Annotated in this window: 12 protein-coding genes; 5 read left to right on the plus strand and 7 right to left on the minus strand. The window is 43.4% G+C overall.

From position 1 onward, the window contains the following. The first annotated feature begins 69 nt into the window (after positions 1 to 69). Entirely contained in the window at positions 70 to 1,593 is a 1,524-nt protein-coding gene (gene glpD / locus ACROAE_RS15725; protein ID WP_432403421.1) for a glycerol-3-phosphate dehydrogenase, read from the plus strand. 79 nt (positions 1,594 to 1,672) lie between these two features. Here glpD and ACROAE_RS15730 read toward each other — a convergent pair whose 3' ends face one another. From ACROAE_RS15730 to ACROAE_RS15740, 3 genes are read right to left on the minus strand one after another with little or no spacing between them, the layout of a single operon-like run. Then, complete coding sequence (locus tag ACROAE_RS15730; protein ID WP_432403423.1) at positions 1,673 to 2,590, minus strand: SMP-30/gluconolactonase/LRE family protein; 918 nt, start codon at positions 2,588 to 2,590, stop codon at positions 1,673 to 1,675. Then, positions 2,583 to 3,545, minus strand: coding sequence for a 2-dehydro-3-deoxygalactonokinase (locus ACROAE_RS15735; protein ID WP_432403425.1), 963 nt, complete (start codon positions 3,543 to 3,545; stop codon positions 2,583 to 2,585). Before ACROAE_RS15735 ends, ACROAE_RS15730 begins: the two co-directional genes overlap by 8 nt. Before the next feature lies 1 nt (position 3,546). Next, positions 3,547 to 4,314 (minus strand): SDR family NAD(P)-dependent oxidoreductase, encoded by a 768-nt coding sequence (locus ACROAE_RS15740; RefSeq protein WP_432403427.1) that lies wholly within the window; start codon positions 4,312 to 4,314, stop codon positions 3,547 to 3,549. Between the two features lie 192 nt (positions 4,315 to 4,506). Here ACROAE_RS15740 and ACROAE_RS15745 point away from each other — a divergent pair, with 192 nt between their 5' ends. Continuing rightward, positions 4,507 to 5,205, plus strand: coding sequence for a FadR/GntR family transcriptional regulator (locus tag ACROAE_RS15745; protein WP_432403429.1), 699 nt, complete (start codon positions 4,507 to 4,509; stop codon positions 5,203 to 5,205). Positions 5,206 to 5,313: 108 nt separating this feature from the next. Here the strand turns inward: ACROAE_RS15745 and ACROAE_RS15750 are convergent, their stop codons facing one another. Further along, positions 5,314 to 7,449, minus strand: a complete 2,136-nt coding sequence (locus ACROAE_RS15750; RefSeq protein WP_432403431.1) for an alpha-galactosidase — start codon at positions 7,447 to 7,449, stop codon at positions 5,314 to 5,316. A gap of 541 nt (positions 7,450 to 7,990) precedes the next feature. On the opposite strand from ACROAE_RS15750, the gene ACROAE_RS15755 reads away from it, so the two are divergent. Continuing rightward, on the plus strand, positions 7,991 to 9,955 hold the full coding sequence (locus ACROAE_RS15755) for a beta-galactosidase (RefSeq protein WP_432403434.1): 1,965 nt from the start codon (positions 7,991 to 7,993) through the stop codon (positions 9,953 to 9,955). A 45-nt stretch (positions 9,956 to 10,000) separates the two neighbouring features. Here the strand turns inward: ACROAE_RS15755 and ACROAE_RS15760 are convergent, their stop codons facing one another. The 3 genes from ACROAE_RS15760 to ACROAE_RS15770 all read right to left on the minus strand — a co-directional run bounded on the left by ACROAE_RS15760 (position 10,001) and on the right by ACROAE_RS15770 (position 11,775). Next, entirely contained in the window at positions 10,001 to 10,222 is a 222-nt protein-coding gene (locus tag ACROAE_RS15760) for a DUF2061 domain-containing protein (protein ID WP_432403436.1), read from the minus strand. A 200-nt stretch (positions 10,223 to 10,422) separates the two neighbouring features. After that, entirely contained in the window at positions 10,423 to 11,337 is a 915-nt protein-coding gene (locus tag ACROAE_RS15765) for a 1,4-dihydroxy-2-naphthoyl-CoA synthase (RefSeq protein ID WP_432403438.1), read from the minus strand. Between the two features lie 90 nt (positions 11,338 to 11,427). Beyond that, complete coding sequence (locus ACROAE_RS15770; protein ID WP_432403440.1) at positions 11,428 to 11,775, minus strand: hypothetical protein; 348 nt, start codon at positions 11,773 to 11,775, stop codon at positions 11,428 to 11,430. A 76-nt stretch (positions 11,776 to 11,851) separates the two neighbouring features. On the opposite strand from ACROAE_RS15770, the gene ccoG reads away from it, so the two are divergent. Continuing rightward, complete coding sequence (gene ccoG / locus ACROAE_RS15775) at positions 11,852 to 13,279, plus strand: cytochrome c oxidase accessory protein CcoG (RefSeq protein ID WP_432403442.1); 1,428 nt, start codon at positions 11,852 to 11,854, stop codon at positions 13,277 to 13,279. 195 nt (positions 13,280 to 13,474) lie between these two features. After that, on the plus strand, positions 13,475 to 13,685 hold a 211-nt coding region (locus tag ACROAE_RS15780), incomplete at its 3' end, for a hypothetical protein (protein ID WP_432403444.1).

The following is a 13,685-nucleotide window of genomic DNA, read 5'->3' on the forward strand; positions in this document are numbered from 1 at the left end:
CTTGAGTCACTCTATGATGTGGCTAATATATATTATTTATCATATTTATTTTAGCGGATGGGTAAGTAAATGGAAGCCGATATAGAAATAGTCGATGTTGTCGTGATTGGCGGCGGCATTAACGGTGTTGGAATAGCGGCCGATGCGGTAGGGCGTGGACTGAGTGTATTGCTCTGTGAACAAAACGATTTAGCCTCGGCGACTTCGTCTAATAGCAGTAAGTTAATTCATGGCGGATTACGTTATTTAGAACATTATGAGTTTCGCTTAGTTAAAGAAGCCTTGGCTGAGCGAGAAGTGCTATTGAAAAAAGCGCCGCATTTAATTACCCCATTAACGTTCAGACTCCCGCATCAAGCGCATTTACGCCCAGCATGGATGATCCGCCTTGGATTATTTTTATATGATAATTTGGCCTCGCGCGCTACGTTAAGCGGTTCAAGAAAAATTGCGTTTAGTGCTAACAGTCCTTTAAAACCAAGCTTTGTTCAAGGTTTTGAATATTCAGATGCCTGGGTAGATGACTCTCGTTTAGTGGTGTTAAATGCGCTAGCGGCTAAAGAGTTAGGTGCGCAAATTTGTACCCAAACGCGATGTATTAATGCAGAGCGCCAAGATGAGCTATGGCGTTTAACCTTACAAAACCAAGCGGATCAATCGGTACGAGACGTACTGGCTAAAACCGTGGTTAATGCTTCAGGCCCTTGGGTGTCGAGCTTATTTAGTCATGTCATCAAGCAACCTTCACCGCAAAAAATTCGTTTAGTAAAAGGTAGCCATATTGTGGTGCCTAAAATCCACCAGCAACCACACGCTTATATTTTACAAAATGAAGATCAGCGAATTGTGTTTGTGATCCCATTTGAAGATGATTTTTCATTGATTGGCACCACGGATGTTGATTTTGTTGGTGATCCCAAAGATGTGAAGATTGATCAGCAAGAAATTGATTATCTGGTTAATATTACTAATCATTATTTTAAAACTACGATCAGTGAACAAGACATTGTGCATACCTTTTCTGGGGTGAGGCCCTTGATGGATGATGAGTCAGAATCGGCTCAATCTGTTACGCGTGATTACACCTTTATTGTTGATGCCCCTAAAGGCAAAGCGGCATTGTTGTCGGTATTTGGCGGTAAAATTACCACATATCGTAAACTAGCCGAAGCGGCAGTGAATCGACTTAAGCCGTTTCACCCTAACATGGGCAAGGCTTGGACTGCGCAGCAAGTATTACCCGGCGGTGATTTTAGTCATTTAGCCGAGTTAACCCGTATTTATCAGCAGCAATATCAGTGGCTAACACCTAAGAGCCTCGGTCGTTTATTACGGACATACGGCTCGAGAACCCAATATATTCTAAACGATGCAAGTTCGGCTGAAGTATTAGGCATCGATTTTGGCTATGGGCTTTATCAAGCTGAAGTTGATTATGTGATGGCAAACGAATGGGCTTGCACTAGCCATGATGTGCTGTGGCGTCGAACGAAACTCGGATTACATTTTTCTGCAGAGCAACAACAGCAACTGAGCAACTATATGCAGGCAGCTCAGGCTAACGTGGTTGAGACTTCGCAACAGGCGGGCTAGGTAAGCCGTATTAGCCTGAACTAAGGTTAAGTTAAATCATATTAAGCGCCAATATCTCTGTTGATATTGGCGTTTTAGTTTAGGCTTTTAGCAGGCCATAAGGGGTGTCGACAATACCTGTGATATTATTTAATTGGTAAATAAACACATTGCCAGACAACGGGTAGTCTAATAATTGTTGTGGTGATAATTCGATACGAGATGTGGTGACAATCAGCCAATCTAAGTTAGGCCCACCTATTGCCACACTTGATGGCTGCACCGCAGGAACAACCAGTTTTTCAACTATTTCACCATCAGGGTTATAGCGCACTACGCTGTGATCGCCCCATTGCGCATTCCACATAAAACCGTCGGTATCCACGGTAGAACCATCAGGGAATACATGATTTTTTGTTGTGGCAAAGAGTTGCTTTTGGCTTAATGCATGGCTTTGCTGGCAATAATTGTACTGATAAATACAATGGCGCTCAGAGTCAGCGTGATACATGATACTGCCATCAGGGCTCCAACATAAGCCGTTCGATATCATTATATCGCTAAAGGTTTTATGGTGTTGCCCTTGGCTATCAACTCGATAAAGGCTACCTTGCTGCTCTTGCGTGTGGCGTGTTTCAACCATGGTACCAGCCCAAAAATGGCCGCAACGATCGGTGCGACCATCATTAAAACGATTACCAAGCAGCGTGACTTCGGGTTGGCTAAGCCAGGTCATTGCGTGTGTTTCAAGATGATACAGCGCGAAACCTTGCTCAAATGCCACAATCACTTGATGTGCATCCTGGTCTGCTAAAAATGCAAAACTGCCGATACGGTAAGGTAAATGATATTGTTGGTGAGTTTGGTCATCGATAGTGTATTTATGGATGTCGCCCGCCATAATATCTATCCAATAAATTGCCCGATGCTGCGGGTGCCATAAGGCATTTTCCCCCAATTGATTTTGTGAGGGAATAACCTGAATAAGCTCGCCAATACAAGATGAAATACTAATCATTACTGGCTTTTATCGCTTGCTGGTACACCACATTGAAGCCCGCGAGTGTGGCTTCGGTGACATCCCATAATGTAGTGTTGATATTGCAAAAATTAAGTGTCTTAGCAAAGCATTGGTTAAGATGGGCTGGGCCAATAATGGCCACCGAGCTTAATTGGGTTAATTGCCACTCGGTGGCATATTTTGCGGCGCGCACATCACCACCAATAAGCAAACCAGACAAATACGCGTGGGCTTGTTTGGTGGTGTATCCCTCAAACAATTGTTTGCTGCGGACACTGAATAATCCATGAGCAAAATTGTCGGTCGCAGAAGATAAGCTAAAGTCTGCCCCTTGAATAAAGGCGTCAAAATCAAACTCTAAATCAGAGACTCTTTCTTGAATAAGGACACTATTAGAAGACAATAAGTCATATAACTCACCCGTTAGTGCCGTTTTAAATAACACCACTTTACCATCTTCAATTAATACCCATTTAGTATGAGTACCCGGTAAGCACACTAAATGTCGACCTTGTAAGTGCTGTGGTGCCATGGCTAACCAACCAAGCAAATGGAACTCTTCGCCGCGCATAGAATCATGTAAATGGTTGTGTAATTGACAGCGCAAACCTGGATAAATAGTCACTTGGTGGCCCTGGCAATTAAAGCGGGTGCCTGCGCTAATGACTTCTGTCGGCGAAATCGGACAGGCTAGGTATTGGGTTTCTTTCCAGCCGATACTGGAACCTATTTGACCTATCATCAAGATGGGTAATTTACCAAAGTGTGCTGCCCAAGGCGCGATACTGTCCATTAACGTTGTTTGAAAATCGGTAATGATTTTCTTTACGCCGACATTGTTGCCTTGCTCAAGTACGGTAAGCGGTTTATTGGCTTCGGCCAAACACAGGTAAGCGCGTAAATGGCTTGTTCCCCAATCCACGGCAATAAAGTGTTGATGTTCAGTAAACAAACTAGGCTCTCCCACCGTCAATATTAATACACTGTCCGGTGATGAGTTCACTGTTATCGGATGCTAAAAATAGTGCTAACTTAGCGACGTCCTCTGGGGTGATACGACGTTTTAATGCCATAGCATCGGTCCATTTTTGTTCTTCTTGCTCAGTAAGCCAACTCGCGAGTTGTTTTTCTGTGGCCACCCATCCCGGTAAAATGGCATTGACGCGGATCCCAGCCTCACCAAATTCACGAGACAATGAGCGTGTCATCCCAATTAAGCCCGCTTTTGCCGTCACATAGCCGGTCATTTGTTGTGAACCTAATAATGCCGTAATTGAGCTGAAGTTAATAATGCTGCCCGAATGCTGGAGTTTCATTTGGGTGTACGCTGCTTGGGAGGCAAAAAAGGCTGGGTCTAGGTTGATTTGCATGCATTTGTGCCAGTCGTGTGCCGAAATCGTTTCAACATCTTGGCGTGCGTCATTGGCAACATTATTAATTAACACATCAAAGCGACCAAAGTGTTTAGCAACGTCCCTAATGGCTAATTGAAGTGACTCTGAATCGGTGGCATCGACGGCTCGAAACCAAATAGAGGTGAGGTCATATTGTGCCAGTTTTTGCTTGAGGGTATCAGCCGCTTGCTGGTCTATATCGATAAAGGCGACTTTGGCATGTTGGCGGGCAAAGGCTTCAACCATTGCCGCACCAATACCACTGGCTCCGCCGGTAATAAAGATGACTTTGTTTGTTAAGTCTTGGTACTGAGTGGACTGACTCACAGATAACGCTCCAAACCTATTATTTTTGATTATGGTTAACTAGCGGTACTTTGGATTAACAACTTAATCCGATAAATACTATTTATTTTTAGTTATTTTTAACATTAACAACGAGTAAAACAAAGTTATATCGTTATTGCATTTAAATATGATATAACAGATTTATGTACTAAGTATTGGACAGTAAAAGGCATGAGCACTTCACCGCGTCAAAATTTAACCCACCAACTCACCCATGATTTAGGTATCGCCATTGTTAAAGGGGTTTACCCTGTTGGTGAAGGTTTGCCGTCAGAAGCTGATTTATGTATTGAATATAATGTAAGCCGCAGTTCTACTCGTGAAGCGGTTAAGATGTTGTCTGCTAAAGGGTTGATATCATCGCGGCCTAAGCAAGGTATTCGAGTGCTGCCAGAAAGTCATTGGAACATGTTTGATACCGACGTATTAAAGTGGATTTTGAGCAGCAAGCCGTCATTAGCGTTATTAAAAGAATTTACCCAAGTACGTGTTGCGTTAGAGCCTCAAGCTGCGGCACTTGCCGCCATGAATGCGTCTGACGAGCAAATAGCCTCAATCGAAAAAGCCCTAGAGCGCATGGTAGAAGCAGAGCAAGGATTAGATGATCCGTTAGAAGCCGACATTGCTTTTCATACCAGTATTTTGATTGCCAGTGGGAATCGGTTTTTTGTGCAGTTGACTGAGTTTATCAGCACTGCGCTTAGAGTCAGTATTCGCTACACCAATAAAATTAAAGGTGTACCGGGCGCAGATGTACAAAAACACGCTGAGATTTTTGAAGCGATAAAAGCACGCAATCCACAACAAACACGTGCAGCGGTGTCGATGATTTTAGAAGAAGCGCTTGAGTTGATTGAGTCGAAGTTATAATCGTAAGTTGATAAGCCGATAATAAAAAGAGCATCTGTCTATAATAAAAAGAGCATCTAATCTAGATGCTCTTTTGCTTATGGGGATAAGTTGAATGGGTAAAACCTTTTATTTGACTTGGTTTAACTCAAAAATCAATGAAGTCTGCGGGAAGGTGATAGGCAATTGCATACCAAAGGTCATCAATGCTTCACCGCTAAAGGTTTGGTTTTCTATTACGCTTAATATTGATTGCGAATAGAACGAGAACCCAGCCGGCCACACTAATGACAAAGTGTAATCTTTGTCTGCATCTAATCCGGCAAAGTGATACTTAGGCGGATTCGTACGTTGGGTTTCTTTTACGCTGTTATAAGCAAATAAGCCTTGTGACTGGTTATCGTTAACAATACCAAAATTAATTGAGTCGCCATCGGAATTTAAGCGTACTAGCTTGCCGCTGTGGATCAACTGACGATGCTGTTTGTGTAGTTGAATAATCTGTTGTAACTGCTGGCGTTCGTCATCGGTTAATTCACGTGGGTCCATTTCTATCCCCATGTGACCAAAGAACGCCACCGCGGCGCGCATGGCAATACTAATATTGCGGCCTGTAATATGACAATCGCGTGGACCTACGTGAGCGCCCATCACTTCTGCTGGGAAAAAGAATGAGCAACCACGTTGAATGGTAAGTCGGTCTAATGCGTCGTTTGAGTCTGACGTCCAAACACGGTCGGTATAACGTAAAACACCGTAATCAACACGCGCACCACCAGACGAACAGCTTTCAATTTCAACATGAGTATGTGCTTGCTTCAAGCGTTCTATTAACGCATAAGCCGCCAGTGTTTGTTGGTGTACTGCAGGCTTGCCAGCTAGGTTACCCGCGTGGTTTAAGTCGCGGTTCATGTCCCATTTTATGTAGACGATTTGCGGGTACTCAACCAAAATGTCGTTAATCGCATTAAATAAATAATCTGTTACCGCTGGGTTGGTCATGTCTAGCACCAACTGTTTTCTAAATTTAAGTTGCTCGTTACCTGCAGTTTGCAGTGCCCATTCTGGATGGTTACGATACAAGTCACTGTCTGGGTTAACCATTTCTGGTTCAAACCATAAACCAAACTCCATGCCGACGTTATTGACATGATCAATTAATGGCTGCAAACCGTCTGGGTAGATTTCACGGTCAACAGTCCAATCACCTAAACCTGCAAAGTCACCACGACGCCCTTTAAACCAACCGTCATCAAGTACAAAGCGCTCTGCACCAATGTCTGCCGCTTGAGTGGCGAGTGACTGTAAAACCGCGACATCATGGTCAAAATAAATCCCTTCCCAGGTGTTGTAATGCACTGGGCGTGGTTTTTGGCGCACTTTGTTGGTGATTAATGATTGTCGTACAAACTGGTGAAAATGATGCGACAACCCACTAAAACCCTGGTTTGAGTAGGCGGTATACAGTGTCGGGCTGGTGTAAGACTCATTGGGTGCTAGGGCGAGTTCTCCTGGCATTAATAACTCGCCTAATTGCGCATAACTGCGACCTTCAGCCAGTAGTTCTGCGCGCATTTTGTGGTTACCGCTCCAACCTAAGTGGAAGCCATAACACTCACCACCTTGTTCGTGGGTCAGTTTGTTGTGCATTACCATGCCAGGGAAGTTGTCGTGCGATGTTTTACCTTTACGGTTTTCACGCACAAAGCTGCCTAAGAACATGTCGAACGATTTCCGTTGAAACTCATTTGACCAACGGCCTTCAAAAGACATAATTTGATCAATGTGCAATGGCATCGGAATAGTTGGCGCTGCACACCAGTTCACGTTAACAGAGTCATTGCCTAAGTTGGTTAGTTGGGTGGTGGCACTGAGTACGTCAGAGTGGGGGTCTAGAGTTAAATGATGCTTTACGCTGAGATTACGCAAACTGTCGATACACTCAAAAATCGCTTCGTTGGCAGAGGGTTGAGTAACTGAGGTTAGTGTGCCGCCAATAGACCAAGCAATATTATTATCAAACACTTCAATGCCTGGTGCGCCAGTAAAGCCTTCACCCATTAAAGGCGACAACGAAATCGGTGCCTCAACCACAACAGAACACTTAGCTTCTTGCCTTGTGCTAAGTTGTTTCATCATGTCGTAGGTGGTTTTTGACGATAGCTTTTTGCCAAAATATAAGATTGCTGGGGTTTTATTGCTGCAATCAACAACCAAGCTGGTGTGCTGGCCATTTAGCAAAACGAATTGTGGGTGATCCGACATGAGTAAACATTCCTTGATTGAGAGTCTCGTTTAACGGTTCTGTGCTACATAATTAAAGCGTAATCATGGATTGAGCCACTGATATTCGCGGCAACAAAGAACCCGTTATTTAAAATACTATATATCATATAAATACTAAGTTAGTATATTATCTGTCATTAAAATTTCGTCAAATAACCATTGTTCGGGCTATGACATTAGAACAAAATAACTGTGATTTTAGGGCCTGTTGATCTTTCAAGGTTGTTTTTGCAGCGAATTGTTGGCCATTACTCACATTTACAACTGCGCGGCAGAGACTTCGATGTGTAGTTATTCTACATAAAAAGTCGATAACGCAGTAAAAATGGCCAACAAACGCTGCCCGAAGGGTTCGGCTAAAAACGTTTTACTCTTTGTTGAATGAATTTTGCTTAGATGACTAGGCATCAATCCATTCGTCTCGATTAAAACGTTTTTAACTCGAACAACATTCAACCAGCAAAGATCAGCAGGCCCTAGTGTTCACCTGAGGTTTACGCACAATTTATTGGAGATTAACATGTTAGGAGTTTGCTATTACCCAGAGCATTGGCCTGAATCTATGTGGCAACAAGACGCGAAAGAAATGCGTCAGCTCGGATTGCAGTATGTGCGAATTGGCGAGTTTGCATGGTCTAGAATTGAAGCACGCGACGGAGAATATTCGTTTGAGTGGTTAGACCGGGCGATTGAAACGCTTGCCAATGAAGGGCTACAGGTGATCATGTGCACCCCAACGGCAACGCCTCCTAAATGGTTAATCGATAAATACCCAGATATTTTACCTGTCGACATTAATACCGGCACCACTCGTGGTTTTGGTTCGCGTCGTCATTATGATTTTTCTAGCCAAAATTATTTCCGTGAAGCCATGCGTATTTCAACGGTGATTGCTGAGCGTTACGGTAAGCACCCAAGCGTATGTGGTTGGCAAACCGACAATGAAATAGCGTGTCATGACACAACACATAGCGGTTCGTTAGTCGCTAAGTTAGCGTTTCAACAGTGGTGTAAAGACTATTACCAGCATGATGTTGAAAAGCTCAACACGGCATGGGGTAATGTGTTTTGGTCGATGGAATACCAAGACTTTGAGCAAATCGAATTACCTATCTTAGCCGTGACCGAAACCAACCCTGCACATCAATTGGCGTATCGTCGTTTTAGTTCTGACCAAGTGGTTAAGTTTCATGATGCGATGATTGAAATCATTCGTGCCCATGCCCCTAACCGTTTTGTCACCCACAACTTTATTCCGCTGGTAGACACGCAGGCAGATAACTTTGCGTTAGCCAAAAATCTTGATTTTGTGAGTTATGATAATTATCCGCTAGGCCGTTCCGACATGTTCTTTAAGCATATGCCAGCGGAACAATTTAAACCTTATATGCGTACCGGTCACCCTGACTTTTCAAGCTATTCGTTTGACCAAAGCCGTGGCGTCAGCAATAAAAACTTTTGGGTGATGGAGCAGCAACCTGGTCCAGTAAACTGGGCGCACCATAATCCGCGCCCTGAAAAAGGCATGGTCAGGCTATGGTCGTGGCAAGCCTTTGCTCATGGCGCAGACTGCGTATGTTATTTCCGCTGGCGCCAAGTGCCTTTTGCTCAAGAGCAGATGCATGCAGGTATTAAGCGTAACGACAATTCAAAAGCTGCAGCCTGGTCAGAAGTGGAACAAATGCGTGATGAATTGGCCAAAGTTGAATTTACCATTAGCGATCCTGTACAAGCTAAAGTAGCGATAGTAACGGGCGCAAATAGTCAGTGGGTGACCGAAATTGAACGCCAGGGTGACAGTTATAATCATCAACGGGTTGAATTCGCTTATTACTCAGCGTTACGCCAATTAGGGTTAGCCGTTGATTTTGTATCTGTAGACCACGACTTAACTCAGTATGCTCTCGTCGTTGCACCATGTTTACCCATCGTGCCACAAGCATTTGTTGATAAATGTCAGCAAGCTAACGTACACCTGGTGATAGGTCCGCGCTCAGGCAGTAAAACCGATGAGTTGTCATTAGTACCGACGCTAGCGCCTGGCGTGTTGCAAGCATTAGTGCCTGTAAAAGTGCTATCAACCGAAACCATTCGTCCAGATTGCAGTGAAGTATTGCATTTTAACGGGGCTAAATTTGAAAGTCAGTGTTGGCGTGAAGAGCTAGAGCTTGCTGAGGGTGTTAGTGTTGTCGCGACTTATCATGACGGTAACCCAGCGGTCGCGCGTCATCAAAATACCAGTTATGTGGCAACACTGACATGTGATGCGTTTTTACTCGAGTATTTTACTGTGTTGGCGGCTGAATTAGGGCTAGTAACCATTGCACTACCAAAAGACATGCGTCTTGTGCAACGTGGTAATTATGCTTATTTATTTAACTATGCAGGCTACTCACAAACCGTACCGAGTGAGTTACAAGGTCAATATGTGCTAGGCAGTGCAAACCTTGCGGCTTATGACGTCGCAATCGTTAAACTCGTATAGTTTTACTTTGGTAACATCATGGTTATTCGAGCTGCCATGGTGTTACTAGCTCGCAAGCTGAGCCTGCTCAGTAGATATCTCTATCGCATTGGCTTGCTTGGACTCAATGTTCTTCCATACTTTGTCATGGAAATAAAACACCACAGTGTTTACCGCTGGTTCAAGTAGGGCTATCGTACCGCCAATAATAATACTTCCTGTTAATAAGTAAGTAATCGTAAATGCAACGCTGAAGTGTAAAATGGCAAAGCTGATTGTTTTTTTCATGATGAAGACCCCCGTTTGATTTAATTTAATGATAACAGTTCTCATTATCATGTAAAGAGGGTTGATTCGATTGTTTTAAGTGGTAGTTTCGATTAGGGTTAAGCCTTTTAACCTGAAATAAATAAAAGCCCTTTAAAAGGGCCTTTATTATCGATGAGGTTGCAGTGTTCTATTTTCCCGCTTAGCAGATAAGCTCTGCCTTAGTAGTGCCAAGGAAAACGCGAAAAATCCTGATCTCGTTTTTCTAAAAATGCATCCCGACCTTCCTGAGCCTCTTCGCTCGCATAAGCCAAACGAGTTGCCTCACCTGCAAACAGTTGCTGGCCCACTAAACCATCGTCCGTCATGTTAAAGCCATATTTAAGCATGCGCATTGCTGTCGGCGATTTTGAGTTAATCTCTTTGGCCCAAGCTAATGCTTCTGTTTCCAATTCAGCATGTGGTATCGCTCGGTTAACCATGCCCATATTGAAGGCTTCTTCGGCGGTGTAATTAAAGCCAAGGAAGAAAATTTCACGAGCGCGTTTTTGACCAATCATCTTGGCTAAGTAAGCACTGCCGTATCCAGAGTCAAAACTGCCTACATCAGGATCGGTTTGCTTAAATACAGCATGTTCTTTAGACGCTAACGTTAAATCACACACTACATGCAAACTGTGGCCGCCGCCAACAGCCCAACCAGGCACAACCGCAATGACCACTTTAGGCATAAAGCGGATCATCCGTTGCACTTCTAATATATGTAAGCGGCCCATACGCGCAACATCTGGTTGACCTTCTTCAGCGCCTTCGTATTTATAGCCATCTTTTCCGCGTATGCGTTGATCTCCGCCCGCACAAAATGAATACTGCCCTTTTGCCGAAGGACCATTACCGGTTAAGAGTACGCAACCCACATCAGACCATTGTCTGGCATGGTCTAAAGCCAAAAAGAGTTCGTCTACGGTTTTAGGACGAAATGAGTTAAGGCAATCTGGACGGTCGATTGCGATACGCACAGTCCCCTGGGATTTTGCTCGATGATAAGTGATGTCTTCAAAGTTGAATCCTTCGACAACATCCCATAAGGCTGGGTCAAAGATGTCTGATACTGATTCAGGTTGTGATTGTGTCATAAAAAACCTAGCCCCTATTGTAAATATTACACAAAGGCTAGGCTTATTTGATACTTAGGTCAATTTGTTACCGTAAAAGCGTTAACTCACTCAGATTTTATCGCAAATAAATTGTAGATTCTCTTTGCTAAAAACCGGGTGACGGGCACTGCTATTGCAGTATTGATTTTTAAACTCAGCAATACTTTCATTGCTCACAAATATACCATCTAGCTCGCGAATTTCTATCGTCGATAATCGCTCGTAAATTTCTGCTTTAACTTGTGGAATATGCTTGTCGACGCGGATGATTTTTGTGCCTGTCATCGAATCTAGCTTATTGTCAGCCTTAGTGAACATACTCTTGATGTCATTAATTGGCTTATCAAGTTTGTCTGTTTCTGTCGCGAAATAATAAATAACGCCCGCGATTATTGCTAAACCTATCCAGCCTCTCATCTTTTTATCCAATAATGTGTTATTACCTATATAATAAGCTAGTTATCGTTCAATATTAAAGCAGTAAGGCTGTAAAATGACGAAAGAATCTAACCCCAAGGATTTCTCTAAACAACAACGTATTAAAATCCACCAACCTGATGCCAGTAAAGCAGACCGTTTCAATCCGCGCAACCGTATTTACGTACGCGCTATTGATGGCATGTGGACGACATTACGTCGTCAGATGGGATGGATAGCAATGTTATTCTTTCTATTACTACCTTGGTTACCTTGGGGAGATCGCCAAGCGGTATGGTTTAATCTAGCCGAGCAAAAGTTTCACGTGTTTGGCTTAACGATTTGGCCACAAGATCTTACCTTGCTCGCAGCACTCTTTACTATCGCCGCATTTGGGCTGTTTTTTGTCACAACCTACCTAGGTCGAGTCTGGTGCGGTTATACCTGTCCACAAACCGTATGGACATTTATCTTCATCTGGTTTGAAGAGAAGTTCGAAGGCGCACGAAATAAGCGCATCAAACTCGATCAAATGCCATGGAGTGTTAATAAATTATGGCGCAAAGCCGCTAAGCACACATCGTGGTTATTAATTTCATTACTCACCGCCACCACATTCGTATCCTACTTTGTTCCGAGTCGAGAACTCTACATCGACTTTATTACCCTTAATGCCAGTGGCGGCATCTATTTCTGGATAATCTTCTTTACCTTCGCTACATATGGTAATGCCGGTTGGATGCGTGAAATCATGTGTATTCACATGTGTCCATATGCTCGCTTCCAAGCCGCAATGTTTGATAAAAATACCTATATAGTAGGTTACGACACCAAGCGCGGTGAAACTCGAGGTCCAAGAACACGCAAGCAAGATCCTAAAGAGATGGGCTTAGGTGACTGTATCGACTGTGACTTGTGTGTGCAAGTATGTCCAACAGGTATTGATATTCGTAATGGTTTGCAATACGAATGTATTAACTGTGGTGCGTGTATCGATGCGTGCGACAACACAATGGAGCGCATGGGCTACGACAAAGGCTTAATTAGTTATACCACCGAAAACAAACTCGACAATATAGAAGAGAAAGTATTAAGACCTAAACTGGTCGGTTATGGCGTGGTACTCACCGTCATGATTCTCGTCTTTATTTATGCTAGTGCGACCATTGCACCGGTACGTATGGATGTGATTCGTGATCGTAATTCATTATTCCGTGAAAACAGCCAAGGGAATACTGAGAATACCTTCACCATTAAAATCCTTAACAAGACAGAACAACCACAAGAATATGAGTTAAGTGTAGAAGGTCTAGCAAATGCTCAATGGATTGGCCCACAACACGTTGCGATTGAAGCGGGTGAAGTGTTAACCCTACCGATTAGTATTGCAGTTGATCCTATTGAGCTAAAAAGAACCATTACCAAGATAGACATTAAGATCAATGCAGAAATAGACGGTAGTCCAATAGAAATCAAACAGGAAACACGATTCTTCGGTGGCTAGAACCGAGCAAAATAGCCAAAAAAGGGACGAATAGTCCCTTTTTTGTTCTTTTCGATTGAAAAAACACCTCTCGGTCATGTTTTTGCCATATTTCTGCTTTTTACGCTTGCACAATATTTTAAGCTCCCTATAATGCGCAACCACTGACACGGCAAGCGGCTCACGCCAATGACGAGTCAGTTTGAAGGATTCAAATTGAAACCTTTAAGGCGAAAAGAAAGTTTGAAAAAACACTTGACGCCGAGACGGGAAAGCGTAGAATACGCAGCCCAAGCCAAGGACCTAGCGTCAACGGCCACTAAGCGAAAGATTGATTCTTTTGGTATTAGTACGCTCTTTAACAATCTAAACAAGAAATCTGTGTGGACATTCACAGGTATTGAGTTATTCGAAATTGTCTTCTTGT

Origin of the sequence: Shewanella sp. MF05960 (genome assembly GCF_050849305.1) — a bacterium.
Lineage (GTDB): Bacteria > Pseudomonadota > Gammaproteobacteria > Enterobacterales > Shewanellaceae > Shewanella.

What these genes read in the sequence shown, in the direction of transcription:
- glpD (WP_432403421.1), top strand. Translation starts at nt 70, where the DNA reads ATGGAAGCCGATATAGAAATAGTCGATGTTGTCGTGATTGGCGGCGGC.
- ACROAE_RS15730 (WP_432403423.1), bottom strand. Translation starts at nt 2,590, where the DNA reads ATGATTAGTATTTCATCTTGTATTGGCGAGCTTATTCAGGTTATTCCC.
- ACROAE_RS15745 (WP_432403429.1), top strand. Translation starts at nt 4,507, where the DNA reads ATGAGCACTTCACCGCGTCAAAATTTAACCCACCAACTCACCCATGAT.
- ACROAE_RS15750 (WP_432403431.1), bottom strand. Translation starts at nt 7,449, where the DNA reads ATGTCGGATCACCCACAATTCGTTTTGCTAAATGGCCAGCACACCAGC.
- ACROAE_RS15755 (WP_432403434.1), top strand. Translation starts at nt 7,991, where the DNA reads ATGTTAGGAGTTTGCTATTACCCAGAGCATTGGCCTGAATCTATGTGG.
- ACROAE_RS15760 (WP_432403436.1), bottom strand. Translation starts at nt 10,222, where the DNA reads ATGAAAAAAACAATCAGCTTTGCCATTTTACACTTCAGCGTTGCATTT.
- ACROAE_RS15765 (WP_432403438.1), bottom strand. Translation starts at nt 11,337, where the DNA reads ATGACACAATCACAACCTGAATCAGTATCAGACATCTTTGACCCAGCC.
- ACROAE_RS15770 (WP_432403440.1), bottom strand. Translation starts at nt 11,775, where the DNA reads ATGAGAGGCTGGATAGGTTTAGCAATAATCGCGGGCGTTATTTATTAT.
- ccoG (WP_432403442.1), top strand. Translation starts at nt 11,852, where the DNA reads ATGACGAAAGAATCTAACCCCAAGGATTTCTCTAAACAACAACGTATT.